The organism is Eudoraea sp., from assembly GCF_049669105.1.
Lineage (GTDB): Bacteria > Bacteroidota > Bacteroidia > Flavobacteriales > Flavobacteriaceae > Eudoraea.
Genome location: NZ_JBATKE010000107.1, coordinates 1 through 26450 on the forward strand (window position 1 = coordinate 1; position 26450 = coordinate 26450).

A 26450-nucleotide genomic window follows, 5' to 3' on the forward strand; every position below is an offset into this window, starting at 1 on the left:
GGTCCTTGTGGTCCTGTTTCTCCTATGTCACCCTTGTCACCATTTGATCCCTGAAGACCTGTCTCCCCAGTATCTCCTTTGGGTCCAAATTCTCCTACATCACCTTTGTTACCTTTATCCCCTTTGGGTCCCTGTGGGCCTATTTCACCCTGTATTCCTTGTGACCCCGTTTCTCCAATGGGACCTTGTGGTCCAATTTCACCGTCTGCTCCGTCAACGCCTGCTGGTCCCTGAGGTCCGGCATCACCTTTAGGCCCTTGTGTGCCATCGGCACCATCAGATCCTGCAAGCCCTGTATCTCCCTTTTCTCCTTTTTCACCTTTGGGTCCCTGAACTCCGTCGGTACCGTTATCACCAGCAGGTCCTTGTGTTCCTTGAGGACCATCAGCACCTGTAAGTCCGGTTAATCCTATAAGTCCTTGCGGACCAGTTTCACCCGTATCACCAGTTTCACCGGTATCACCCTTATCGCCTTTAGGGCCTTGTGGACCGGTATCTCCTATGTCACCTTTTGGTCCTTGTTCACCGGTGGTTCCATGAATTCCATTTGTGCCCGCTGGTCCTGTTAATTCTGCCTGCTCTGTCTCTCCTCTTTCGCCGCTATTCTGGCCATATGTAAATGAAGAACCTTCAGAATCTATTATGGTGAAAGTGCCATTGCCATTATCCGTAAAAGAAATATTAGATTCATTAGAATTACCGCAAAGGCTTCGCCAGTTTTTGCCATCATATTGATATACGCATGAAGTATCTGTATTATAAACCAACGCCCCAGCTAAGGGTTTGATCTTTTGCATCAATGAAGTGTTTACACGGGAAAGGACCAGTGCTTTATTCCTGCTTTCTAATTCTAAAAGTGAAGCCCCGTCAATTTCGTCAGGATTATCGCCAACTTTTAATTGCGAAACTGCAACATTGGTCAGTAAGAATAGAAATATAAATATTGAATGAGTAAATTTCATAAAACTAAATTTATTGGGTCTTATAAATGACTAAAGAATCGCGCTAACCATCAGTTATTTAAGGTCTGAAAATTGTTACTGTATCCCTTAATCATGTTTGAATTTATAGTGAGCTCATCCCTCTTATCCCTGAAAATCCAGTAGGAACGATATGCAGAATTAAAATTGTTTCTAATTTTGTTGAGAGCAGGAGTGCAATGAAGTAAACTGAAAAGGACTCTTAACGGATATGAATAGAGCATAGGGGTACTTCTTATATCGGGTCAAGCTAAGTTAAAAGCACTACTGTGAGAAATAAAGGTTGTAAACTTGTAGGAATAATATGTAAAACACAGTAATTATGTGGTTACAAAAAAGTAAGACAATACATATTTAATAATTCAATTATGTATTTATGGCGATTATTTTAAACATTTTATCGGTAAAATCAGGTAAATTTTAATAATTAGACTTAAAAATGATTCCCGTAATTTATTGACGATCCAAAAACAAAAAGCCCTGATAATTGAGGCCCAGATCATCCAGAGAGACCACATAAAAATAGACCCCTTCAGGAAGGCCCTGTTCCCTGTTAATTACCAGATTATCTATATTGGAAATACCTCCAAATTCATTCGTGTAATTAATCATTTCAAAAACCTTCAAACCATAGCGGTCAAAAATCTGGATGCTGTTGTTGGGGCTTAGTTCCATTTCTTCAATAACCAAAACATCATTTATGCCGTCTCCGTTAGGGGAAACAAAGTAATTGTCCAGGGTTAAAATATCCTCGGGTTCGGCCAGACTTCCAAAGGTGATCACTTCAAAGTCATCCGGGACAAAGGTTTCAGAACTTACAAATCCGTTCGTAAGATCGCCTCCAATTGCAGCATTCCCAAGAGGAAGCCATCTGCTGGCTTGTTTATTCCAGCCTATAAGGGTTACCGCATTAATTTCGGTGGCCAGAGTGGCTATGTCGCTTCTAGCATTCCAGCTTAGTGTTATGGTGGAAGGGACATTACCTTCCAGTCGCCAAAATTCCCGGGTACTAATCGCATCTATGGATCTGGGTTTCAGATCTGTATCGAAACCGGGAAAAGTGGAAGGATTATTAGGATCTTCAAAAAAATACGCACATCTGGCAAATGCATTTGGACTCTCTGAATTAAGAATCAAAGGCCTCAGTTGCTGAGAATCACCAACAGGAAATGTAAAGCTTTGTTGCTCCGTTATTGTGGCATAACCGTCTATTTTAGAACCGTCTCCTGCTCCCACATAGAAGGCATCCCGTATAAAATTGAAATAGACGTCTACGGAATTACGCGGCGTACTAAAGTCGCCCACCACAAAATTGGTATTGTTTATTACATTCAGGGAAGTGTTGAGCTGTACTCCGCTGTCATTCGCGATTTCTGTGTCGAAAAACACTGGTGCAAATGCCCCGCTAACGGAGATCAGGGAATTGCCGTAAAAGCCTGCCAGGCCTAAGTTTTCATCAAAAGAGGCATTATTGATAAGGTTGGTATGAAAGCCCAGCTGCCCCTCCTGATGAATACGTATGTTCCCGCTGTTGTACAGGGCGGTTTGGGCGGTTAAATTCAGCAAAGGGAGTGCCCCTAAAAAGAGGAAATATAAAATCCTTTTTCTACTATTAAAAAACGCCGATATCAAGGTTGTAGACCTAATCATTTTAATCCAGCTTTTTGTTTTTAAGCAGTTCTTTTATTTCTTCCAGATCTTTCTTTACCAAATCCAGTTCAGTGGCTAAAGATTCATTTTTAGTTTTTAACTGGTTGATTTCTTTCTCCTGGTTTATGGTATGTAAGAACAGTTCTTCAATTTTTTCGAGGTTTTGCAGATTCGACTCGCTTAAATTCCAAAACCCATCTTTTTGAACGTCTTTGGCTGATTTTATTCCGGGTAAATGATGGTTTTTCTTTACAAAGGCCTCAATTTCCTCAAGACTCGAGAAATTATAAGTTTCATTTATATCAGAGTGGTCTAAAAAGTATTTTTGAAAGACATAGTCGGGTACAACAGCATTTCCGTTCAAAAGTATATCTGCTCCAACACTCAGGCCACCAGTTGTTACAATACCTAAATTGAAATTTGGAATAATTTTTGTCCCGTCAATTGCAGCAGTAGCACTAATATCTACATTTAATATTGTACCATTAAGAATTTCTGTGGTTGTCACCGCATCGTCGGCAATTTCAGATGATCCTACGGCATCAATTCTAATTTCAGAGGCATCCACTGAATCAGGTTGTAAGTCTGACGCTGTTATTGAATTATCAACAATTGCTCCACCAGCTCCTCCTGAAATTGCTCCAATTGCAATTTTTGCTGCCGTAACACCACCGTCGGCAATTTGAAACTCATTTCCCATTGTACCATCGCCGTCAATTGTAACTTGATCTGCAAGTTCTGTTGTTCCTGCTCCTCCTGGTATGGTCACGGTATTCCCCCCGCTAATGGAAAGGTCGCTTCCTGAAATAGATAGTGATTGTATTTCGTTGGCTGGATCGCCATCGGCCTCGATAAGGAGGAACCCGTTGTTTGCCACAAAGGCATCAACCGCGGCTTCGTCTAAAGTTGTGTCATCGTCCACGTTGTCAGCGAACCCGGCGGGAATGCTGGTTATTGTTGACCAGTCGGCCGTACCTGCGGCGGGCAGGGTCACGGTATTCCCCCCGCTAATAGAAAGATCGCTTCCTGAAATAGATAATGATTGTATTTCGTTGGCCGGGTCTGCATCAGCATCATCAATTGGAAATGCAGCAAGTTCGATGTCCGTAGCCAGAGCGCTTAGATCTGCAATTGCGGCTGTACCGTCTTCAATGGCAATGGTCAAATCAGTTCCTGCAAGAATAGCTGAAGTTAGATTTTGATCATCTGACCCTCCAGTTACAGATAAGTCAAAACCTATTCCAGCTGATGCTATAGTTACTGAGCCATCACCAGAAGTAATATTTTGTAATTCATTGGTGTCATCCGTGTCACCATCTGCGGCATCAGAAACTGCAATGGCTGCGGTAACTTCTGTTTCAAGAGCAAAAGCAGCTAGATTGACATCTTCTCCTGTACCACCTTCAATACCGATGGTTAGTAATTCACCTGCGAGTCCGGATCCTTGGATATTCTGATCATCCGAACCAGCTGCAACTGATAAGTCAAAACCTATTCCCGCAGGCGTAATGGCTACTGAGCCATCACCAGAAGTTATGTTTTGAATTTCGTTAGTAGGATTTGCGTCAGCATCATCAATGGATAATGCAGCAAGTTCGGCATCTGTAGCCAGGGCACTAAGGTCTGCAATTGCAGGGTTTCCATTTTCAATTGCAATTGTGAGGTTTGTCCCAGCTAAAGTGGCTGAGGTGAGGTTTTGATCATCTGAGCCAGCGGCTACCGATAAATCGTAGTCATCACCTGTTTGAACCAGGTTAACTGATCCATCGGTGGAGGTAATATTTTGAATTTCATTAGTATCATCGGTATCTCCATCCGCAGCATCGGAAGCGGCAATAGCTGCTGCCAGTTCTGTTTCCAAGGCAAAGGGAGCGAGGCTCACATCCTGTGAAGTACCATTTTGAATACCAATAGTCAGTGTTTCCACGGCAAGTCCTGATCCCTCAATATTTTGGTTGTCCGACCCTGCTGGGACTGATAAATCAAAACCAGTACCCACGGGATTAATGGTTACCGAAAGGTCAGCGGAGGTAATATTTTGTAATTCATTAGCAGGATCCGCATCGGCATCATTTATAAATCCGGATAGATCTACATTATTTCCAACCGTTGCAGGATTGGTTAATGATAAAATATTACCCGCGAGTTGTAAATCCTGTAATTCATCAATAGGATTTCCCCCACCAGCAACAACAACGGCATCTAGTTCATCTTTCAATTGTGCAACAGCCCCTTGAACATTTGGAGAAGTTATTGAAAGATAATCCGTAAAGGGCACTTCAGCTGCTATCTGATCGTCTGTACCAGCAGCAGCTAGAGCAGAAAGATCAACGGTGGCAGATGTTCCGTCTTCAATATCTATCTGCAGGATATTAGCCGGACTAAGCGTGGCACCTGTCAGGTTTTGATTATCAGTCCCTATTCCACTTAGAGTAGAAAGGTCAACCGTGGCAGATGTTCCGTCTTCAATATCTATCTGCAGGATATTGGCTGGACTAAGCGTGGCACCAGTCAGGTTTTGGTTATCAGATCCCACACCACTCAAGGTGGAAAGGTCAACGGTAGCAGATGTTCCGTCTTCAATATCTATCTGCAGGATATTAGCCGGACTTAGCGTAGCGCCTGTCAAATTTTGGTTATCACTCCCTGTTCCGCTCAAGGCCGAAAGATCTACTGAGGCAGATGTTCCGTCTTCAATATCTATCTGCAGAATATTAGCAGGACTAAGAGTAGCTGCAGTCAGGTTTTGGTTATCAGTCCCTGTTCCACTCAATCCGGAAAGGTCAACGGTGGCCGATGTACCGTCTTCAATATCTATCTGCAGAACATTTGCGGGACTAAGGGTAGCACCTGTAAGGTTTTGGTTATCCGTACCCGTGCCACTCAGGGCGGAAAGATCCACTGTAGCTGACGCCCCATTTTCAATATCTATTTGTAAAATATTTGCCCCGCTTAAGGTGGCTCCGGTTAAATCCTGCTCATCTGTTCCAGGGTTGTTTAGTATGGACAAATCCACAGTATTCCCATCTTCAATGGCCAAAGTATTTCCTGTCAGCGTAAGTTGCTGATCATCTGTCCCTGCGTTGTTAAAAACACCCAAGTCAACTGTATTGGCTCCCGAAATAGTCAGGTTATTTCCGGCAAGTGCAAGATTTTGTATTTCATTCCCAGCATCCGTATCCCCATCTGCAGCTATAGCGGCCGCATTGGCTGCGATATCATTTTGTAGTGGGGTATTGTCGTAAAAAGCGCCTCCATTGTCCGTGATAGCATTGTTTGGGGCTGCACTTACAATATCTGCTCCGGTAATAAAACCTGCATCGTTGTTAAAATCATTCAGCGTTACCTGGTTATAATCTATTTCGGCATCTGCAACCGTATTATCCTGTAATTCTTCGCTTCCTACGGAATCCGGCGCTAATTTATCTGCCGTAATTGAATTATTTTGAATGTCATTACCACTGATGCTGAAATCCACAATGTTTGCCCCGGTTATTTCACCAACTTCAAAATTGCGATTATCGCCGTTTTCGGTAATCACAATGGTGCTGCTAGGATTTACAATAGGGTCTGCCGTAAATGTGAGCCCAAAGGTCTCGCACATATTTAACCAGGCAGCACCGTCGTAAAAGTATAAACATTGCTCGTCTGTGTTATAGATAATAGCACCCTGGGAAGGCACAATGCTGTTCATTTGGGAGGTGTTAATTCTTGTAATTACCAATACCCTGTTTGAACTTTCCAGTTCCAAAACAGAAGATGCGTCAATATTTTGTGGATTATCGCCAATTTTAATCTGACCTGAAAGAACATTGCAAAGGCAAAAACTTAGCAGGACTATCAGAAATTTCATTTTCATTTTGGTATGTATTTAGTTACCGGGAATCATATATTTTGGCTATTTTATCATACTTTTTCATACAATAAAAATGCTAGGGCACATTAACTATAAATCTCTTTACTATTCTCGTACATTGGGGACTAACAAAAATAGAATTATATCCACATTTAGCTAACTTTATACTCCAAAATACTTGATTATGGGGTAAAAGGATTAGTTGTAAGGTTAATAAACCCAATTTATCTGATATGACTGCATATCTAGTGCATGACAAGCCTGAATTTTTGGCTGCACATTCGGAAATTAACAAAAGTTTAATGGCGTTAAATTTTTTTATGACAAGAACATACATTTTCTTTATAAATTAGAGCATTCTTTTAATAAGCACAGTTGCCTATGAATACCAAACTACTTTTTATTTTATCATTATTTTGTATTTCCATAGGTACTTCTCAGGGGGATGAACGGGTTATTATGCGCGGTCAGGTCCTGTACAGAAATTCATTCGTACCCAACGAAAATGTTATCAATAGTACTTCACAAAGAGCGACGATTACCAATGATAAAGGTGAATTTAGTATCAGGGTAAAACTAAATGATGAAATAGTTTTTACTTCTGTAAACTATCAGATTGAAGTGGTTAAAATAACGCAGCAGATTTTGGATAATAACCGACTTGTGGTTGAGGTTAATGAGAAGGTAACTCAACTGGATGAAGTAGTGGTGAGCCCTGAAAATCAAAGAAAATTCCTCGAACTGCAAAATGAAGAATTTAAAAAGTTTGAATACGAGACCGACCAGACTACGGAAATTGTAAATATCGCGGAGGACAAAATAACACGGGGTATAATGAAAGATGGGATTAATTTTGTAAACATATTTAAGGCCCTTGTGAATACCAAAAAAGATGAATCAGATGAAAATAAAGAGCCTTTAAAGGTTAGCGAAGTCTTGCGACTTGTTTATGATGATGAATTTTTTGTTTTAGATCTAAAGATTCCACAGGATCAAATAGACGCTTTTTTAATCTATTGTGATGAAAAAATACCACCTCGCGCCTTATTGAAAAAAGACAATGAATTTGAACTCATTGAATTTTTGGTAACCCAAAGCAATATATTCTTAAAACAGATGAATGCTAAGGAATAAGAAATTTTTCTTGTTTTTTTTTCTGATTGTTACAGGAGCTTCAGCACAATCCGTTTTTTTTTCCAATTTAGAGGGAAAAGTCACCAATTTAAATAAGGGTATTGCAGATGTTCATGTTATGAATACGACTTCTAACAGAGCAACTATTACAGATGAGGAAGGCCGATTTTCAATTGCTACTAAACTTAATGACACTATAATGTTCTCTGCAGTTCAGTATAAACGTATGACCCTGGTAGTATCCAGAGCAATGCTGGAAAGCCGATCTATTATAGTACCCCTGGAGGAATTTATTAATGAATTGGATGAAGTAGTCGTGCGGCCCTATGACCTATCCGGAGACCTAAGCAGGGACATGAATAGTTTAAATAAAGAAAAGGTTTATGTAGCGGCCACATTAGGACTTCCAAATGCTTATGTAAAGCCAATCACTCAGGCAGAACGCAAGCTTAATGAGGCAACAACCGGAGGAGGATTAGTACCCTTAAACCCAATTATTAATGCCATTTCCGGCAGGACAAAATACCTTAAAAAAGTATTGGCCTCACAGGAAAAATATGCGCGCACAGTTAGGGTGAGGGAGTATTATCCCGATTCTTTGTTCGTAAAGCTTCTAAAAATACCTGAGAATAAAATAGAGGACTTCATGTATTTTTGCGAAGTTGATAATGCTTTCAGCGCTGTGGTAGACAGTCACGATAAACTTAAAATCTGGGAGTACCTTAAATTGCGCAGTAATGCCTATTTAGAGGAGGCTGATGAAGAGTAATTTTTCGCATGGCACGAATCTTGCAAAACCAAATTATGTATAATTTAAAAAAAGTTCTTTTGCGATATAGTTTCATATTGTTACTACTGCCTCTTTTTGCATTTACCCTAATGCATAAGTTCTATGTAAGCGTGACCAATATTCAATATTCAGAAGAGGATAACTCACTTCAGATTACCAGCCGAATATTTATTGATGACCTCGAAAATGTGCTGGAAGACCGCTATGGTGTTATAATGGATCTCGCAACGGAAAAGGAATCTGATGAGGCAAATTTTTATATTGAAAAATATATGAGGTCTAAGTTGGTTTTAAAAGCAGATGGCAAAGAAAGGGCTTTTGTGTTTTTGGGAAAGAAATACGACAACGACCTAATTATTTGTTATATGGAAATCGAGGACATTGATTTGCCTAACCTTAAGACTATCGAAGTTGAAAATGATATACTTACGGATATGTTTGAAGAACAACAGAATATAGTCCATTTTAGATTTAACGGTAAAAAGAAAAGTTTTGTATTGGTAAAGGGAAATAATAAAGGAATGTTAAACTTGTAACATTTTGAACTGCAATTAGTTGAAAAATTCTAAATTCGCCAATTCTAATAACAATTCAACTACATGAAGAAATTAAATTGTTCCCTCACATTCATATTGTGTTTAACTGTTACTTTGGGTTTTGCACAGCAGGAAATTAAAAAAGAAAGAGAATCTGGTCATTCTAATCAAAGCAAATTTAAACAACTTTACGAGGAATTTGCAACTCCAAATACATACAGGTCCGCTTCCGGAACTCCGGGTCCCGATTATTATCAGCAACAGGCAGATTATAAGATAGATCTTGAATTGGATGATAAGAATGCCAAAATTTATGGTGAAGAAACCATTACTTATTTCAATAATTCACCAGATGACTTAGAATACCTATGGCTTCAATTAGATCAGAATGTAAGGGCTAAAGATTCAAAATCTCCGTTGAGAGATGAAAGTGAATTATCTATCGCCTACAGTTCGGAGAAATTTGTGGAGACTCTAATGCAAAAACCTTTTGAGGGAGGTTTTAATATTGAATTTATCAAAGATGCCAATGGCAAAAGTTTACCATATACTATAAATCAAACTATGATGAGAATAGATCTTCCACAGGTACTTAAAAGTGGAAGTCAGGTTTCATTTTCAATAAAGTGGTGGTACAATATACCCGATCATACGATAGACCGGGCCAGATCTGGTTACGAATATTTTGCCAAAGACGGGAACAGGTCTTATGTAATCGCTCAGTTTTTTCCAAGGATGGCAGTTTATAGCGATGTGGAGGGATGGCAAAATTATCAGTTCTGGGGTCGGGGAGAGTTTGCCCTGCCTTTTGGGGATTATGAGGTAAATATTACTGTGCCGGCAGATCATATCCTAGATGCTACAGGGGAATTAACAAATAGGAAGGAAGTATTTTCAAAGGAAATGATGCAGCGATATGAGCAGGCCAAAAAGTCATATGACAAGCCGGTTCTTATTGTGACTCAGCAGGAGGCAGTGAATGCCGAAAAGGGATTTTCCGAAGATAAAAAGACCTGGAAATTTAAGGCCGAGAATGTCAGGGATTTTGGATTTGCCACTTCCAGAAAATTTATTTGGGACATGCAAGCCGTTAAAATTGGGAACAAAGATGTAATGGCTGTTTCCTTATACCCCAAGGAAGGTAATCCGCTATGGGAAGAATTATCCACCAGGGCTGTGGCCAGCACCTTAAAATCTTATTCGGCGCATACTTTTGATTATCCGTACCATAAGGCAATTTCTGTACATGCCCAAAATCAGGGAATGGAATACCCAATGATTTGTTGGAACCATGGAAGACCTGCTGAGGATGGCAGTTATTCAGACCGCGTCAAATTCGGGATGATAAGCGTTATTATTCATGAGGTTGGGCATAATTTTTTCCCCATGATCGTCAATTCAGATGAGCGCCAGTGGGGTTGGATGGATGAGGGCCTTGATACCTTTATGCAGTATATGGCGGAACAGGAATTTGGTGAAGAATTCCCCGAAGTTATTGCGCCAAATAAAGCTTATCCATCGAGAAGGGGCGCTCCTTCAAAGATTGTACCTTATATGAGTGGTGATCAATCTACAATATCACCTATTATGTCGAATCCGGAAAATGTATTCCAGTTGGGGCCAAATGCTTACGGTAAACCGGCTACAGCTTTAAATATTTTGCGTGAAACCATAATGGGTAAAGAATTATTCGATCATGCCTTTAAGACCTATGCACAAAGATGGAAATTTAAACACCCTACTCCCGAGGATTTCTTTAGGACCATGGAAGATGCTTCAGCAGTAGATCTCGACTGGTATTGGAGAAGCTGGTTTTATACCACCGATTATGTAGACATTGGAGTTAAAGGAGTTAAAAAATACTACGTAAGCGATAAGCCAACAAAAAAAATGAAAGATTATATGGTTTCGAGGGGTCTCACAGAAGCTAATTTTCCTCCATTGGTATACCTTGTGGATGAAGAGAGTGAGGATTTTGAAGAAGGCCTCAAGGGTAAGGCACCTTCAGAAACTTCACAAACCTTAAAGGAATATATGATGGATAATATGACGGCTGAAGAACGTTCTCAGGTTGAAGAACCAAAGTACTTTTATGAGATAGTTTTTAATAAACCCGGAGGGATACCAATGCCAATAATAGTTGAATACAAATACGCAGATGGTTCTACCGAGAATGTTACTTATCCACCACAAATTTGGAGGAAAAATGATCAGGAATTTAAACGAGTTATTTCTTCAGAAAAAGAGCTTGTTGGAATTGTAGTAGACCCAAAATCCGAGACTGCAGATATTGATTCAAGTAACAACTCCTGGCCCAAAAAGGAACAGAGATCTGAATTTGAACAGTTTAAACAAGATATAAAAGGAAAATAACTTTGCTCCTCCCAGGTTAAAAATACAAGGGAGTATTATAATAAAAACAGATGCCTTGGCTTAAATATTATTTTAAAGTCAAGGCATTTTCTTTTTACACCAGTTACATAATATTGTAATAAATAAGAAGTGAATAACGAATTTCAGAACACGGCGTTTATGCTTTTTTGAAATATTCGTTAGAGGTCCGTATTGAGATATTCAATAAGCTTTATAAGGTCTTCTTTATTCGTTGATTTAATTTTATGTTGCTTTACAAAGTCTTTTATGCCCGCGGCCTTTTCCTGGCCAAAAAGTTCGGTTAGATCCTTTTTAGAATGTTTATAATAGACTGGGAATTCATTGTCTGTTGCCAGAAAATAATCATGCTTATCCTCAAATTTTGGTGGATAGCTAGGGTGCATTGAAGTGGCTGCCTTTTTACCTTCTTTGTAAATTTTAGATTTTTTCTGATATAGAGTATATTTTTGTTGTGGATTCAATCTTATCAGGTACCCCTCCTGTATTACTCCTTTCTGATTGAAGTATTTGGTATAGACATATTTTTCATTATCAATATCGCAGCTAAGCGACATACTTTTATAGACAGATTCCATCTTATTACTTCCGCTTCTTTGAATTTCTACCTCATCGCTGAAAGCATTGTAGCGCATTGGAAAGTTACCGTATACTTTGTCTAAATAATACACGTTGCCTGCGATGAATTTTTCATTGTAATACACAGACCCTTCAATACCTGAAAGATCCAGGTTTTGATTGCTTTTTATGGCTTGAGGGTTATTCACATCATTTAGCCATTTTACAACTCCGTCACGTACAAGTGGGCTTCCGGAAACACGGATGGTACCTGGAGAGTTTTTTTGACCAAAAAGGCTCATGGTCGAAAGAAGGACGCTCAAGGAAAGTATTAGCGTATTTTTCATTGATATAATATTTTATTGCCTTACAAATTACATAGAAGCTTTTGGCCATTAAAATATTTAACGTCTTATGTAGCTAAAATTTATCCTATATCAATAATAGGATGGGTACTTAAATTATTTTCAAGAATTTCTTCCTTGATAACGCACAATAAAATCTTAACCTACGGGTTACAATAGTCTATTACGGATTCTCAAATGCGAACATAATTTACCAGGAAATATTTTCTATATGTTCTTTTAGTAGATTTATAAAGATATTATTCGATGGGTATCAGACACTCATTTGATTAGGTCAGCTCAAAAGATTAACGTACTTATTTGAGTTATTTTTTAAACAGACAAAGGAAGTTCTTGATAGTTTTTTTGAAATAGATAGATTGTACTTTTTTAAAAAGGACCCAAAACTTAACTATATTTGTGGTATGCAAGCAATGGTTTTTTTATTTATTAGCGGAGCTGAAATATTTTTTATCATGTTTATTGTGGTAATGGTATTTGGGGCAGATAAAATTCCGGGAATTGCCAAGGGACTTGGTAAAGGAATGCGGCAATTAAGGGATGCCACAGATGATATTAAGAAGGAAATTCAAAAAAGCGCCGAAAAACAAGGAATTGATACCAGCTTTACAGACGACATAAAAAATGAAATTGACAAAGTAAAGAAAAATGTTGACGATGTTACCGGTACAATTAAGCGTAAATAAGTGGGTTTATGCTCAATCATCTTCTGGAATGGGATAGGAATACTTTTATATATCTAAATAATCTGGGTACAGAAGATTATGATTTGTTTTGGGTGATAGTTACCAATATCACTTCCTGGATTCCACTTTATATTTTACTTTTAGCACTTATTTTTCTTAAATACCCAAAAAAGGAAGCATTATTCATTTCCTGTACAATAGTCCTGCTCTTAATTTGTATTTTGGGTCTTACCGATATATTTAAGACTTATTTTGAACGGCTCCGGCCCAATAATGACATTGAAATCAATTCCATTATAAGAATTTTAAAAAATCCGGCCGGCTTTAGTTTTTTTTCAGGTCATGCCTCCTCTTCCTTCTCATTAACCACCATATCTTTTTTATTTCTCAGGAAAAAGATTTCAATTATTTGGCTACTTTTTATTTGGCCTTTTATATTTGCCTATAGCAGAATATACGTAGGGGTCCATTATCCTTTGGATCTTATAACGGGGGCATTAATTGGCATGCTTTTGGGCTTTCTGTTTTACCTGTTTTATCGCAGGTTTATAAAACCCTGCATAGTGTAAGTCCATCTCTAACGGACAATATAACAGTCTCAACTCTTGGATCGTTTTTTAGCTTTTTATTGTAAGCCAGAAGATTCCGGGTTACCATATCTTTTTTGTCTAGCGGTTCAACTACTTTGCCAGACCAGAGGACATTGTCGGTTATTATGATACTTCCCGTTCTTGTCTTTTCAATCACAGCTTCGAAATAGGCATCATACATTTTCTTTTCGGCGTCAATAAAGATGAGATCAAAAACCTGGTCCAATTCAGGAATAATTTTTAAAGCATCACCGGTATGCTGTATTATTTTATCCCCAAATCCACTTCGATCAAAAAATTTACGCTGCATTTCCGAAAGTTCTTCATTGATGTCAATAGTATGCAATAACCCATCATTGGTCAATCCTTCTGCTAAGCAAATTGCTGAATATCCTGTATATGTGCCAATTTCCAAAATACTACTGGGTTGAATCAACTTAGAAAGCATGCTAAGTACCCTGCCCTGATAATGCCCTGTAATCATTCGGGGTTGAACTACCTTTAAATGTGTTTCACGGGTTAATTCACGTAGAATAGCGGGCTCATTTTCAGAATGAAGTGTGATATAGTTTTCTAAAGATTCCGGTAGAAAATGCATAAATCCTTTTTAGTAAAAATATGGATTTATATGCTATCTTAGGCTTAAAAATAAGCGCGATAAGGATGGGTGAAATAACCATTAGGACGGCTGCATTATCTGATTTGGAGGTTCTTTTAGCTTTTGAACAAGAGTTGATTAAGGCAGAAAGGCCATTTGATAAAACCATACGAGAAGACCCAGTGTGTTACTATGATTTAGAAGGGATGATTTTAGACAATGAAGTGGCTGTAATTGTAGCAGAGATAAATAACACTATAGTTAGTTGCGGTACTGCGGTTGTAAAAAGGGCAAGATCTTACTTAAATCATAAGGAGTATGCCAATTTTGGTTTTATGTATACCCTTCCTGAATATAGGGGAATGCAAATAAATAAAATGATTTTGGAATCACTTAGGACATGGGCACTGTCAAAAGGATATAAAGAAATGCGCCTTACTGTTTACTCAGATAATATTCCTGCTATAAAAGCCTATGAGAAAGCGGGGTTTGTAAGTCATATCATTGAAATGAGAATACCAGAGGACCAATCAGGGAATAGATAATTTAATCAGTGCTATCTTTTATATGGATATTGTATTTTTGGTTAAAAATTAGCCATGCCATTTCAAAATACATTGTCCTACGCCAAGGAATTGGATAACAATGATCCTCTTAAAAAATACAGAGATAAATTTTACTTTCCGCAATTAAATGGCAAAAATGTAATTTATTTTACTGGGAATTCTTTAGGGCTTCAACCTAAAAATTCACAAGAGTTTGTGGATGAGGTAATGGAAGAATGGAAGAATTTAGGGGTAGAAGGTCACTTTCATGCAAAGAAACCCTGGTGGGATTACCACGAAAGACTGGCAAAACCCTTAGCTAAGATAATTGGAGCTAAACCTGAGGAGGTATCTGTTATGAATACCCTTACGGTAAATCTGCATCTTTTAATGGTTTCTTTTTACTCGCCTACTAAAGAGCGCTATAAAATAATATGTGAAGAGAAAGCTTTTCCATCAGATCAGTATATGCTGCAAAGTCAGGTGCGTTTTCACGGTTTTGATCCAAAAGATACTATAGTTGAAGTAAGTAAACGCCCGGGTGAACATCACTGGAATACTGAGGATATTGTTAAAAAAATCAATGAAACAGGAGATCAGTTGGCATTGGTAATGCTTGGGGGTGTAAATTATTACAATGGTCAGGTCTTTGATATGAAAACCATAACCAGTGCCGGTAAATCTGTTGGTGCCAACGTGGGATGGGATCTTGCTCATGCCGCAGGGAATATAGAATTGAAACTACACGATTGGGGCTGTGATTTTGCAGCATGGTGTAGTTATAAATATATGAACAGCGGACCGGGAAATGCCTCGGGAATCTTTATTCACGAAAGGCATCTGGATCAGGAAAAAATTACAAGATTTGAGGGTTGGTGGGGTACCAAAAAGGAAACACGTTTTTTAATGAAACAAGAATTTGAACCTATTGCTACTGCAGATGCATGGCAGTTGAGCAATCCTCCGGTATTGGCACTGGCACCTTATCTCGCTTCTTTAACCCTCTTTGAAGAAGTAGGAATGGACGCTTTGATAGCGAAGCGCAATAAAATAGTCTCATATCTGGAATTTATCCTGCATGAAATTGATAGTGAAGTGGATAGTAGTTTTGAAATTATTACACCTGCTGAAAGAGGATGCCAATTATCCGTATTGCTCCATGGCGAGGGGAGATCTTTATTTGATTATTTGATGGCAAATGGGGTAATTACAGATTGGAGGGAGCCTAATGTCATACGACTTGCTCCGGCACCATTTTATTGCAGTTTTGAAGATATGTACAATTTTGGACAAATTTTAAAAACCGGGATACTTACAAGGGCTGGAAATCTGGAAACTTGATGAAAATAGAACACGTGGCTATCTGGACAAGTAAACTTGAATTGCTAAAGGATTATTATGTCAAATATTTTGATGGAATAGCCAATGCTAAATATTTGAATCCTGCAAAAAGATTTCAGAGCTACTTTATCACTTTTGATTCCGGAGCTAGGTTAGAGCTGATGCAGAGACCGGATATACCTGAGAACACCAATGATACAGTTGGTAAACAGCATTTAGGAATTATTCATCTGGCATTTGAAGTTACCAGTATGTCTGAGGTTGATAAAAAAGCCATTGAATTGCAAAAACACGGTTTTAAAATTCTTAGTGGACCCAGAAAAACAGGTGATGGATACTATGAATTTGAGACACTTGATCCTGACAATAATCGTTTGGAGGTGACTACATTGTTTATTGAATGATTGTATATTTGTTGGCTTTTTAAAAGGCGACTTATGAGATCTCTTAGACTAATCCTTTCAAATCCCAGATATTTTGGTCCCGCCTGGGTTTTTACCAGCCTGAATATTTTATTTGGCACATGGGCTATTTATATCCCATCGGTTAAAGAAGATCTTGGAATAAACAAGGCCACTCTGGGAATTGCCATATTTTTTCTTTCACTGGGCGTTTTTACAATTTTTCCGGTCGCATCTAAAATCATTAATAAAATTGGAGTAGGTAGGGCAACATCAGTAGGGATTGTCCTTTGTTGTATTGCTGCTTTGTTTCCCTTAATTGCACCAGGATTTATTGGCCTGGCTATTGCACTTTTTCTATTCGGGGCTACCAACGGTTTTACCGATATTTCAATGAACACCCTGGTTACTGAGATTGAAAAAGAAGACAAACAAAAATTTATGTCTGCTTCCCATGGGTTTTTTAGTCTCGGGGGTGTGCTGGCAGGGCTTGGCAGTTTTTTAATACCTGTATTGAACAATAGGGGGTTACATATGCTTTTGGCGGTCTTATTGGTTCTCGTGGTAAATTTTATTTTCTATAAGAAATATCACAATGTTGTAGCGGCACCAATTGAAAAAGAAGCGTTTAGATTTAAAAATTTTAAGCCTTTAGTACTGCTTGGAGTCGTATCGTTTGTAGTAATGGGCAGCGAAGGAGCTATAGTGGATTGGAGTGGATTATTTTTAAAGGAGGTTAGTCTTGCGCCTGAAGCTATATGGGGTGCAGGATTTTTAGGATTCCAGGTATTTATGACCCTTGGGCGTTTTTTAGGGGATTCAGTAAGTTCCAGAATAGGGTCAATTAAAATAGTAGCATTAGGATCTTTATTATCCGTTGTTGGATATCTGCTGGTACTTACAACTGATATGTATTTGGCCATTGCCGGATTTGCACTTACCGGTCTTGGGTTTTCTGTGATTGTCCCTGAATTATTCAGAATTGGAGGTAATGTCAAAGGAGTAGAATCTTCTCAGGGGGTTGCTTTTATTGCCGGCACAGGATATTCAGGCTTTCTTGTAGGTCCTGTAATATTGGGTTTTATAGCAGAACAATTCTCGTTAAGTCTGAGTTTTATTACTTTGATGATCTGTTCTGTCGCCGTTTTGGGTGCCACTTTCCTGCTGAAAAGGAAAAAACCAGTTTAGGTATTGTAAGGAGCTATTTCACCTGAATATTTGTAAAATACAGTTTAAAATTCCCTTCGGCGTTTTTATGGGTTTTTGACATTACCAGGCCATTAAAGTCTGAATATTCTTCCCAGGTAGTTGCAAGTGAGGCCTCTGCCTGATTTCCTTTACGAAATACCCATTCTTTTATTACGTAATCATCCCCAAAGTAAAAATCATAAGCATCCCCTGGGGTATAACCACCTTCACCGGTATAAACAATGGTCAGTTTTTGCATTGGTGTTTTAGCTATTGGTGCCTCTGCAGCTTCTGTAACTTCATAGCTGAAGCTACCTTTATCCCAGACCAGGTTAAATGGTGCCAAAAACCAATATTTGTCATTGATAAAACTGGCATCAACTTTAGCTATTGTGCTATCTATCTCACTGCGGTTATAGGTAACCAAATCTCCTTCAGAGCTTCCTGTAACCTCATTTTTCTTAATATTCCATATCCAATCGCGTTCAAAATGAGTAGTATCCCGGTCAACATTAAAAGTAAATTTTAGTTCTTCTACATTTTTCCATTCCTTCAGACCATGTGCATAGGCTATTTTTTCGGGAACGGTTTGTTCAATTTTTTCTGAATCCGCCTCTTTTTTTTGTTCGGTTTTACAGCTAACTATAAGCGCCAAAGAGAGTATCGCAAACAAGTGTGGAATTTTCATAATAATGTTTTTTCAAATATAACTGCTTTTCAATTGTTAATTGATATTAAACCATGACTTTATTGGGGTATGAAATCCCAATAAAATGATTAATTTTGATTTTTAACAAAAAGTAAAAAATGAGTAAAAAAAAGGGAAAAGTACAAGAAGCCATTGATGAAAGATTATTAGAAGATAGAAAAGTATTTCTTTGGGGGATGGTTGATGATGATTCTGCCAAACATGTTATTGATCGTTTATTATATCTCGATATGCAGAACAATAAGGAAATACAATTGATTATAAATAGTCCTGGTGGTTATGTTACTTCAGGTTTTGCAATTTATGATACAATTAAATCACTGAAGAGTCCGGTATCAACTGTTTGTAGTGGGTTAGCAGCTTCAATGGGCTCCATTCTCCTCTCAGTTGGTAAAAAAGGCCGACGTTTTATTCAGCCTCATGCACGGGTGATGATCCATCAACCAAGTGGAGGAGCGAGAGGTCAGGCGTCGAATATTGAGATTCAGGCCAAAGAAATAATAAAGACCAAAGAGCTAGGTGCCAAAATATTAGCTGATAACTGCGGACAGCCCTATGATAAAATCTTGAAGGACTTTAACCGTGATTATTGGATGGATGCCGAAGAATCCATAGCATATGGAATAGTCGACGGTGTTTTAAAGTAAGACAGATCTATTTAAAAGAAAAAGACCTTCATATTTATTGTATGAAGGTCTTTATAAATATATATGGACGCCTTGGCGGAAAATTTCTTGTTTGTTATATATACGAATATTCCATTCAATCAGATCTTAAAGTGAGGTAAAATATTGCAAAAGTTCAACTTTAGTGCAAATAATGGAGCCATTATTTCTTAAGGCAATGGTGAACAGGAAAACGAACTTTGATGCTTTAACCGGGCTTTCCGGGAAGATAAATGAAAGGAAACTTTATTTTAGTACATTTACTTTCAAAATTAGCCATTCTCCCGGCTTAAATTATGAGGCAAACTCCAAAAGATATAGCCATTATAGGATCCGGTTTAATAGGATCTTTATTAGCGATCTTCCTCAAAAGAGCAGGACATAAAATTACGGTGTTTGACCGCCGTCCAGATATTAGGACTATAGAATTTTCCGGACGCTCCATAAACCTCGCAATGAGTGACAGAGGTTGGAAAACTTTGAACGAAGTGGACATTGAAAAGGAGATAAAAAAGATTGCTATACCACTTTATAAACGGGCGATGCATGTAAATGGAAAGCCTGTTTATTTTCAGAATTACGGTAAAGAGGGGGAGGCCATCTGGTCTATTTCCAGAGGATTACTGAACAGGAAGATGATTGATCTTGCAGAAAATGAAGGCGTCAATTTTAGATTTAATGAAAAAGTCTGGGATATTGACTTACCCGATGCCAGATTGTATACAGGAGTAACAGAAAAAGGTGAATGGAAAGCGTATAATTATGATATTGTGTTCGGATGTGATGGCGCATTTTCCAGAATTCGCCATAAAATGCAACGCAGAAGCCGATTTGACTATTCCCAGGATTTTATAGAGGTTGGATATAAAGAACTGACTATTCCGCCAAATGATGACGGGACACATAAACTTGAGAAAAACTCCTTTCATATCTGGCCTAGAGGCAATTTTATGTTTATTGCCATGCCTAATCTCGATGGTAGTTTTACATGTACATTGTTTTTGCCATTTGAAGGTGAAATATCTTTTGAAAATATCAAAACCAAAACCCAGGCCAAGGATTTTTTCAAAACCTATTTTCCTGATGTAATAAACGAAATGGACAATCTTACTGAAGACTTTTTCAAAAACCCAACGAGTGCAATGGTTACAATGAAATGCTACCCCTGGACTTATTGGGATAAGGTAGCTCTGGTAGGTGATTCTGCCCATGCTATTGTTCCTTTTTACGGACAAGGCATGAATGCCGGTTTTGAAGATATTTATATTTTAAATGGATTAATTTCCAAATATGGCGATGATTGGGAGCGTATTTTTCAGGAGTTTCAGAAGGAAAGAAAACCCAATGCAGATGCTATAGCGGAATTGAGCTATAGAAACTTTATTGAAATGAGTAGCAAAACAGCCGACCCGCTTTTTTTGCTTCAAAAGAAAATCGAAAAACATTTTGCAAACAAGCATCCGGATAAATGGATCCCAGTTTATTCAAGGGTAACATTCTCTGATCAGCCTTATTCAGATGCACTGGCCATAGGCGATGAGCAGGAAAGAATTATGCAAGAGGTTATGCAAATGCCAAATATTGAGTTAATATGGGATAGCAAGGAAGTAGAAGAGAAAATGTTAGAGTTGCTTACTAAAAATTGAACTTTCGGTATAATTATCTATTTTTCATTTCGGCCCTTCGCATAGGCATTTGGTCAATCAGATCAAAAACCTCATTTGCTTCCACAAGGTACTTCTTCCTGAATTTCACGCCACCATCTTTTCCAATTAAAATAATGCCCTGAAATTCACCATAAGTTAAATTATCGGGATTTATATTGGTTAACAGTCCATCTCTGTCCAAAACTTCCTTACCGTTATAAACAAAAAGCACCAAATCTCTTTCTTTCATTTCGTTATACCGGGCATTAAACTCACTCAGTTGCAAGTTTCTGGTATTAAGATCATTCTTCGTATCCATTAAAAGAAGAATTCGTTTTTTCCACTTAAATTCTCTCAAATCCTGTGAAGACATCGTATTTAATTGTAGCATTAAAAATAAAAGTACTATACATCTGAGATTAAACATATTCATTCATATCTGGCACTAAAATAAAAAAACCACCCAGATACAGGTGGTTTTAAGTAAATATTTAAATCCATTAAATCTTTGCAAACATTTTGTGCATCTTCTGTTGTTCTTCTTCAGCTAAAACTGGATCTACCAGAATTCTACCGCTATGTTCATCAGTAATAATCTTTTTTCTGGAAGCAATTTCTACCTGTACCTGAGGAGGTATGGTAAAGAAAGAACCCCCTGAGGCGCCTCTTTCAATTGGGACTACGGCCAGGCCGTTTTTAACGTTATTTCGGATTCGTTTATAAGCTTGGACTAATCTGTCTTCAATTTGCTTTTCAAATTTTTCAGATTTAGCTAAAAGTGCTTTTTCCTCCTTGTCAGTTTCTGCAAGAATGGCGTCTAATTCACTTTTCTTATGTTTTAAGTGCGACTCGCGCTCTACAAGTTTTTCTTTAGTCTCGCTAATTACTTCCTTTTTTTGCTCGATTTGAACTTTAAATTCTTTAATGTTCTTTTCAGCTAATTGTATTTCCAATTCCTGAAATTCCACTTCTTTCGCAAGTGAATTGAACTCTCTGCTGTTTCGTACATTTTTTTGCTGATCCGCATATTTTTTTATCAGTACTTTGGCTTCCTCAATTAAATTCTTTTTAGCACCAATTTCATAATTTATGGTTTCCAAATCGGTTTTTAACTTATCCATCCTTGTTTTTAAACCAAGCACGTCGTCTTCAAGATCTTCAACTTCAAGGGGTAATTCCCCACGTACATTTCTAATTTCATCAACTCTGGAATCAATCAATTGCAAATCGTATAATGCTCTTAATTTGTCCTCCACGGATGTTTCTACTTTTGTTGCCATATTTAATAATACTTGATAGGATTTGTAATACTCTCAGATAAAGAGATTGCAAAATTAGGCATTTTTTTTGTAAGATAGTCAACCAATAAATTTTTTGTAAACTGCTCAGTTTCATAGTGCCCTATATCTGCAAGAAGTATTTTGTTTTCAGCTTCGAAAAACTGATGATATTTTATGTCCGAGGTAATAAAAATATCTGCACCAGATTTTATTGCCGCGCTAATAGCGAAGGCACCACTACCTCCTAAAACCGCGACTTTACGAATTTTTTTACCTAAAAAATCTGAGTGCCTTATACAGGATACATTCATTTTGTTTTTTATGATATCGAGAAAGTCTTGTTCAGCTTGAGGTAATTCCAATTCACCTATCATTCCCATACCAATTTGCGAATTAACATTGTCTAAGGTGCTTATTTCGTAAGCTACCTCCTCATATAGATGATTTTCAAATAAAGCGGTCAAAACACTTTTCTCTTTGCTTTTAGGAAAAGTAACATGGATCTGAGTTTCTTCTTCTAAATGCAGTTCTCCTTTTTTCCCCTTTACCGGATTTGCATTTCTCCCGGCTTTATAACTACCTGTACCATCTACTGTAAAGCTACATTCACTATAATTTCCTATACTTCCCGCCCCAGCTTTAAAAAGACCTTCCAACAGAACTTTAGAATGCGTTCTCGGTACATAAGTGGTTAATTTTTTTATGGTTCCTTGTTGTGGGAGTAAAATCCTGGGGTCTTTTACCTCCAATACTTCGCAGATTTTGGCATTAACCCCTTCAATAGCATTGTCGAGGGCTGTGTGCAGGCAATAAATGGAAATATTATTTTGAACGGCCTTTATAACAGCGCGCTCTACATAATTAGAACCGGTTAGGCTCTTAATACCTTTAAATAATATAGGATGAAAACTAATGATCAGATTACAGGATTTGCCAATTGCTTCATCAATTACATTTTCGAGTGAATCAAGCGCAACTAGGATATTGGTTACACTCATGTCCAGATCACCTACAAGAAGCCCAACATTGTCAAAATCCTCAGCGTATGCCAGAGGGGCCAATTCTTCAAGTATTTCAGCAACATCTTTAACCTTCATATTTAAAAATTTAGGGCTATTAAAACAAGCCATGTCTATTAGACGTAAGTATGATAAAGCCCAAATAACGTTTAAGGCAATCTTCTGGTATTTTGCAATTAATCCTGTTTAGCTTTAATCTTAAACAAATTAAAATTAATACAATTGGGCATAATTTAATAGTATGTTTTAAAGCTAAGTGCGTGCATCAAAGATAAAATATTATATTTTCGTTCCTATGCAACTGCTAAGAATTCTAGCCTTCCCATTTTCGTTGATCTATGCCCTTGTGGTATATTTTAGGAATGTTTTATATGATTCAGGTATTTTACAATCCACAGAATTTAAAACCCCAATTGTAAGTGTCGGAAACTTAAGTACAGGGGGTACAGGCAAGACACCAATGATAGAATGGCTTTTGTGTCATTTATCGGCTGGTTCAGGACTTGCAGTTTTAAGCAGGGGATACAAAAGAAAAACCAAGGGGTTTGTTTTGGCCCAACCAATTAGTACGGCTGAAGAAATTGGAGATGAACCCTTACAGATATATACTAAGTTTCCTGAGGTTTCATTAGCGGTAGATGAAGATAGAATCAGAGGCATTAAACAGCTCGTAGCCTCAAAGCAGCCAAACCTTATACTTTTAGATGACGCATACCAGCATAGAAAAGTAAAGCCACAATTTTCAATTTTATTGACATCCTACGGAAAATTATACACTAAAGATTGGTATTTGCCCACTGGAAATTTAAGAGACAATAAAAGATCATCAAAGCGAGCAGATCTAATTATTGTGACTAAATGTCCCCCAGATCTTGATGATGATAGTCAAAGGCGAATCATATGGGAGCTGAATCCCGGAAAAGATCAAAAGGTATTATTCTGCACTTTAGAATATGACATTAATTTAAAAGGAAAAAAAGAGGGATTATCCCTCAGCGGTTTACAAAATAAAGAAGTCACCCTGGTAACAGGGATTGCCAACCCCAAACCCTTGATTGATTTTTTACGAAGTGCGGAAGTTACTTTTGATCATCTTCGGTATAGGGATCATCATTATTTTACCGAGAAAGAGATAGATTTTTTTAACTCCAAACCTTTAATTCTGACAACAGAGAAGGACTATATGCGTTTGAAGGATAGTGTTGATAATCTTTACTTTATATCTGTCCGGCATCGATTTTTGGGTGAAGGAGAGGTAGTTCTTTTAAAAAGCCTTGAAAAATTAGGAGACTGATTTCTTTAATTTATGTTCAAGGATGTTTTCACCGATTTTTTGATAAAACACCTCTGGTTTAAAAGGTTTGGTAACTACGTCATTACAGCCTGCTGCATAGAAACTTTCTAAACTGTCATCTAAGGATATTGCTGTAAGCGCAATAATTGGTGTGTCAGAATCAAATTTTCTAATTTCAATAGTAGCTTCAACCCCACTTATGCCCGGCATATGTATGTCCATTAGTATGCCATCATATTGACTGGCATTAGCCATTTCCACTGCCGTGTTTCCGTTTCCGGCTATTTCACAGCTAACACCCCTTTTATCCAACATTTTTTTGGTTATTACCTGATTTATCTTATTGTCTTCAACAACGAGCACATGAAGACCATTTAAATCATAGTCTATTTGGGTAATCTCAAAAGCAATGTCATCTACTAAACTATCTTTACTTTTAAGGTCTAATTCAAAGAAAAATGAACTACCCTGGCCCAAGGTACTTTTAAGCTGTATTTTACTGTCAAACAGACCTAACAGACTCTTCACAATAGTAAGACCAAGGCCAGTACCACCATATTCCCTGTTAATTTGAATTGAGCCTTGCTCAAAACTATCGAAGATATTTTGTTGTTGTTCAGTTGAAATGCCTATTCCATTATCCTTGACTTCAAAATATATTGTGACTTCTTCTTCTACCTTTTTCAGGAGTTTGGCTATTACAATCACTTCTCCATTTTTGGTAAATTTTATTGCATTACCAACCAGGTTCATAAATATCTGGGATAATTTAAGAGGGTCACTCATTAAATGTTTAGGAATTTCCTCGTCGTATTCTAAGATTAGTTTAGTTTTATTTTCTTTAGCACTTTGGTGTAGAGAACTTATTACATCTGCAAGAACTTTCTTTAGATTAAATTCCATATTTAGGGCCTCCAGTTTGTCGGCATCTATTTTATTTATTTGCAGTATGTCATTTATAAAATTCAGTAAATAATCCCCTGAAAACTTCAGGGACTTTAGGTGCTCTTTCTGATCATCACTTGGGTTCTCTTCCAAAAGTAGATGGGCTAAACCAGTAACGGCGTATAGCGGTGTTCTCAGTTCATGACTCACAGTAGACAGAAAGTTCGTTTTGGCTTCCATGGCCTGTACTGCAGCATCTCTTGCAGTTTGTAGCTCCCTGTTTTTAGTTTGCAGAAGATCATTAGTCTTTAACTTAATCTGATTGTTTCGGAATAGTGATACTGCTAATAAAGAAATAATAGTTAAAAACGCTGAGGTTAGGATAGCAGTAATTTCCGATCTGTTCCGGGATTCATTTAATTCCTCTATTTTAGTATCCTGACGTTTAATTTCTTCCGACATAAATTCAAATTGAATCCTGTCTGCAGTTTTGGCTTCGGCCTTAATTTTTTCTATGGTGAAAATAGAATCTTTAAGTTTTAAAAGATTCCTGTTATGAACAAGCGAGAGATTGTATTTTTCTCTTTTCTCATAAGCCTGCCCCAATATTTCATTAGCCTCAAATTCCTCTTTGGAGAAGTTATTTGCTTCAGCGATTTCTAATGCACTAACCCCATTTTTAATACTCTCATCATAGTCTTCAGTTTTAAGATATAATCTTGCTAATCCCATGTATGCTCTTGCCGTTAAGGATTCTTTTTCAAATACATCATTATTTACTACGAGAGAATTAAAATTTAATGCTGCACTATCATATTTTTCTATGGTGAGATATATATTGGCCTCTAATAGTAGTATGTTGTTGAGAAGATTACGGTCATTACTAAGCTGCTTAGATTCATTTAGCATAAAAATTGCCTGAAAGTTATTACCGCTGTCATAGAGTAAAATAGATTCAATGTATTTGTGTACTGCTTGCCCATATGGATACGCCAGTTCATTCAGTAGAACTGTCGCACGATCCCAATAAAAAAGTGTAGTTTCTCTTTTATCCAGTTCCATGTAAAGCAACGCAAATTTGTGATAACAATCCACTAGGGCCTTTACATCTTCTGTTTCTTCAGCCAAGGCAGCAGCTTTGTCCAGGGATTCCAGGGCAAGATTTATTTTGTTCTGGTTTTTATAAGTTGTGGTTTCATTAAAAAAAGTTTCTAAGCCATTTACCTGATTTGTTCGCTCCTGGGCCAGGACAATAGGAAAGTAGGACATGAATATCAATAAGAACAATGCCTTGGGAATTATTGTATGTTGTAATAAGAATCTCAAATGATTTTTTATTTAGC

General features: G+C 37.6%; 22 protein-coding genes and 1 pseudogene. 13 read left to right on the forward strand and 10 right to left on the reverse strand.

The annotated features are described in order from the left end of the window. From WBM60_RS09000 to WBM60_RS09010, 3 genes and pseudogenes are all read right to left on the reverse strand, one after another. Positions 1-962, reverse strand: a pseudogene (locus tag WBM60_RS09000) (hypothetical protein); the annotation flags it as partial. A gap of 471 nt (positions 963-1433) precedes the next feature. Then, complete coding sequence (locus WBM60_RS09005; RefSeq protein WP_424282990.1) at positions 1434-2630, reverse strand: gliding motility-associated C-terminal domain-containing protein; 1197 nt, start codon at positions 2628-2630, stop codon at positions 1434-1436. A gap of 1 nt (position 2631) precedes the next feature. Beyond that, positions 2632-6489 carry a hypothetical protein gene (locus tag WBM60_RS09010; protein ID WP_424282991.1) on the reverse strand — a complete coding sequence of 1286 codons (3858 nt, stop codon included), beginning with the start codon at positions 6487-6489 and terminating at the stop codon, positions 2632-2634. 378 nt (positions 6490-6867) lie between these two features. Here WBM60_RS09010 and WBM60_RS09015 point away from each other — a divergent pair, with 378 nt between their 5' ends. From WBM60_RS09015 to WBM60_RS09030, 4 genes are all read left to right on the forward strand, one after another. Continuing rightward, the gene (locus WBM60_RS09015; RefSeq protein ID WP_424259225.1) at positions 6868-7620 is read left to right on the forward strand and encodes a carboxypeptidase-like regulatory domain-containing protein; all 753 of its coding nucleotides are present in this window, start codon (positions 6868-6870) and stop codon (positions 7618-7620) included. Then, a complete protein-coding gene (locus WBM60_RS09020; protein WP_424259226.1) occupies positions 7607-8389 on the forward strand; it encodes a carboxypeptidase-like regulatory domain-containing protein in 783 nt (260 codons plus the stop codon). The genes WBM60_RS09015 and WBM60_RS09020 overlap by 14 nt, the downstream gene beginning before the upstream one ends. 35 nt (positions 8390-8424) lie before the next feature. Beyond that, a complete protein-coding gene (locus tag WBM60_RS09025) occupies positions 8425-8946 on the forward strand; it encodes a DUF6702 family protein (RefSeq protein ID WP_424259227.1) in 522 nt (173 codons plus the stop codon). Between the two features lie 63 nt (positions 8947-9009). Continuing rightward, a complete protein-coding gene (locus WBM60_RS09030) occupies positions 9010-11319 on the forward strand; it encodes a M1 family metallopeptidase (protein ID WP_424276609.1) in 2310 nt (769 codons plus the stop codon). A 179-nt stretch (positions 11320-11498) separates the two neighbouring features. Here WBM60_RS09030 and WBM60_RS09035 read toward each other — a convergent pair whose 3' ends face one another. Further along, positions 11499-12242 (reverse strand): hypothetical protein, encoded by a 744-nt coding sequence (locus WBM60_RS09035; protein ID WP_424259229.1) that lies wholly within the window; start codon positions 12240-12242, stop codon positions 11499-11501. A 422-nt stretch (positions 12243-12664) separates the two neighbouring features. Here WBM60_RS09035 and WBM60_RS09040 point away from each other — a divergent pair, with 422 nt between their 5' ends. Continuing rightward, positions 12665-12946, forward strand: coding sequence for a Sec-independent protein translocase subunit TatA/TatB (locus tag WBM60_RS09040; RefSeq protein WP_424259230.1), 282 nt, complete (start codon positions 12665-12667; stop codon positions 12944-12946). 8 nt (positions 12947-12954) lie between these two features. Beyond that, on the forward strand, positions 12955-13515 hold the full coding sequence (locus tag WBM60_RS09045; RefSeq protein ID WP_424259231.1) for a phosphatase PAP2 family protein: 561 nt from the start codon (positions 12955-12957) through the stop codon (positions 13513-13515). Here WBM60_RS09045 and WBM60_RS09050 read toward each other — a convergent pair. Next, entirely contained in the window at positions 13493-14134 is a 642-nt protein-coding gene (locus tag WBM60_RS09050) for an O-methyltransferase (RefSeq protein WP_424276769.1), read from the reverse strand. The genes WBM60_RS09045 and WBM60_RS09050 overlap by 23 nt on opposite strands. A gap of 65 nt (positions 14135-14199) precedes the next feature. Between WBM60_RS09050 and WBM60_RS09055 the strand changes: the two genes are divergently transcribed. Genes WBM60_RS09055 through WBM60_RS09070 form a run of 4 tightly spaced genes read left to right on the forward strand, consistent with a single transcriptional unit; the run spans position 14200 to position 17609 of the window. Then, entirely contained in the window at positions 14200-14679 is a 480-nt protein-coding gene (locus tag WBM60_RS09055) for a GNAT family N-acetyltransferase (protein ID WP_424259233.1), read from the forward strand. Positions 14680-14733: 54 nt separating this feature from the next. Then, the gene (gene kynU / locus WBM60_RS09060) at positions 14734-16020 is read left to right on the forward strand and encodes a kynureninase (RefSeq protein WP_424282992.1); all 1287 of its coding nucleotides are present in this window, start codon (positions 14734-14736) and stop codon (positions 16018-16020) included. Continuing rightward, positions 16020-16424 (forward strand): VOC family protein, encoded by a 405-nt coding sequence (locus WBM60_RS09065; RefSeq protein ID WP_424276768.1) that lies wholly within the window; start codon positions 16020-16022, stop codon positions 16422-16424. The genes kynU and WBM60_RS09065 overlap by 1 nt, the downstream gene beginning before the upstream one ends. A 33-nt stretch (positions 16425-16457) precedes the next feature. After that, positions 16458-17609, forward strand: a complete 1152-nt coding sequence (locus WBM60_RS09070; protein ID WP_424276767.1) for an MFS transporter — start codon at positions 16458-16460, stop codon at positions 17607-17609. A gap of 13 nt (positions 17610-17622) precedes the next feature. On the opposite strand, the gene WBM60_RS09075 is transcribed toward WBM60_RS09070, so the two are convergent. Further along, positions 17623-18297: a hypothetical protein gene (locus WBM60_RS09075; RefSeq protein WP_424259237.1), complete on the reverse strand. Its 675-nt coding sequence runs from the start codon at positions 18295-18297 to the stop codon at positions 17623-17625. A gap of 119 nt (positions 18298-18416) precedes the next feature. Between WBM60_RS09075 and WBM60_RS09080 the strand changes: the two genes are divergently transcribed. Together WBM60_RS09080 and WBM60_RS09085 are read left to right on the forward strand one after the other, a co-directional pair. Further along, positions 18417-18965: a ClpP family protease gene (locus WBM60_RS09080; protein ID WP_424259238.1), complete on the forward strand. Its 549-nt coding sequence runs from the start codon at positions 18417-18419 to the stop codon at positions 18963-18965. A gap of 314 nt (positions 18966-19279) precedes the next feature. Continuing rightward, positions 19280-20629: an FAD-dependent oxidoreductase gene (locus WBM60_RS09085; protein WP_424259239.1), complete on the forward strand. Its 1350-nt coding sequence runs from the start codon at positions 19280-19282 to the stop codon at positions 20627-20629. Positions 20630-20642: 13 nt separating this feature from the next. On the opposite strand, the gene WBM60_RS09090 is transcribed toward WBM60_RS09085, so the two are convergent. From WBM60_RS09090 to WBM60_RS09100, 3 genes are all read right to left on the reverse strand, one after another. Then, a complete protein-coding gene (locus WBM60_RS09090; protein ID WP_424259240.1) occupies positions 20643-21002 on the reverse strand; it encodes a DUF4174 domain-containing protein in 360 nt (119 codons plus the stop codon). A 127-nt stretch (positions 21003-21129) separates the two neighbouring features. After that, the gene (locus WBM60_RS09095) at positions 21130-21909 is read right to left on the reverse strand and encodes a zinc ribbon domain-containing protein (RefSeq protein ID WP_424259241.1); all 780 of its coding nucleotides are present in this window, start codon (positions 21907-21909) and stop codon (positions 21130-21132) included. Positions 21910-21911: 2 nt separating this feature from the next. Next, the gene (locus WBM60_RS09100; protein WP_424276764.1) at positions 21912-23006 is read right to left on the reverse strand and encodes a Nif3-like dinuclear metal center hexameric protein; all 1095 of its coding nucleotides are present in this window, start codon (positions 23004-23006) and stop codon (positions 21912-21914) included. 217 nt (positions 23007-23223) lie between these two features. Here WBM60_RS09100 and lpxK point away from each other — a divergent pair, with 217 nt between their 5' ends. After that, entirely contained in the window at positions 23224-24222 is a 999-nt protein-coding gene (lpxK, locus tag WBM60_RS09105; RefSeq protein ID WP_424282993.1) for a tetraacyldisaccharide 4'-kinase, read from the forward strand. Here lpxK and WBM60_RS09110 read toward each other — a convergent pair. Then, complete coding sequence (locus WBM60_RS09110) at positions 24211-26376, reverse strand: response regulator (protein WP_424259244.1); 2166 nt, start codon at positions 26374-26376, stop codon at positions 24211-24213. The two genes, lpxK and WBM60_RS09110, sit on opposite strands and share 12 nt — an antisense overlap. Positions 26377-26450: the final 74 nt, after the last annotated feature.